This is a genomic window from Synechococcus sp. R6-10 (genome assembly GCF_047461815.1).
Classification (GTDB): Bacteria; Cyanobacteriota; Cyanobacteriia; order Thermostichales; family Thermostichaceae; genus Thermostichus.
Window position 1 is genome coordinate 1 of the sequence record NZ_JANSHW010000738.1, and the last position, 578, is coordinate 578.

General features: G+C 60.7%; 1 protein-coding gene and 1 pseudogene. Both read right to left on the bottom strand.

Annotated features, from left to right (window positions below; all coding sequences use genetic code 11):
* A pseudogene (locus NW837_RS15680) lies at nucleotides 1-257 on the bottom strand (S-layer homology domain-containing protein); the annotation flags it as partial.
* 45 nt (nucleotides 258-302) lie between these two features.
* On the bottom strand, nucleotides 303-578 hold a 276-nt coding region (locus tag NW837_RS15685), incomplete at its 5' end, for a DUF3181 family protein (RefSeq protein ID WP_414332622.1).

Consider the following 578-nt stretch of genomic DNA (forward strand, 5'->3'; position numbering starts at 1 on the left):
TCTGTAAAGCGGCTGCTGTCCGGGCTGGGCAGGGGTGATGAAGGGGTGGGAGCAGTGGGGATCGAGATAGAGGGTGGGATGGATCCCGGCAAAGGTTGAGGCGAGGGAGATGCCGGCAGCTCAGGTTGGGCTGTGGGCAGACCTACTGGGCGTACAGCGCGCTCCAGCCGTTCTCCCCACTCGGTTCCCTGACAGGCCGACAACAGCCAGAGCAGCGGAATAAGGCTGCCGAGCTTGAGCCAGGGGCCAGGCCGCATAGGTTTAGACTGGTGATGCACCGCTCTACCTTTCTCTATTGGTCTCTATTGGGCCCATTTGCGGCTGAACTCCTCCAGCACGTCCAGCAGGTTAAGCAGGCTTTGCATCGGCAGGAGATCGGCCAGGGGCAATTCTTTGCGCCCACCCCCCACTTTCACCGGGATCCCTTGCAAGATCTCTGTGACGGCGTCCTCATCCACCTTGCCTGCCATCACCTGGGGTGCCAGTCGCTCCGCCAAAAGGGTATGCAGGTGGGCATCGCGCAGGTAAAGATGCCAGCGGGCCACATCGATGTAAACTTCTTTACCAATGGCAGCAGC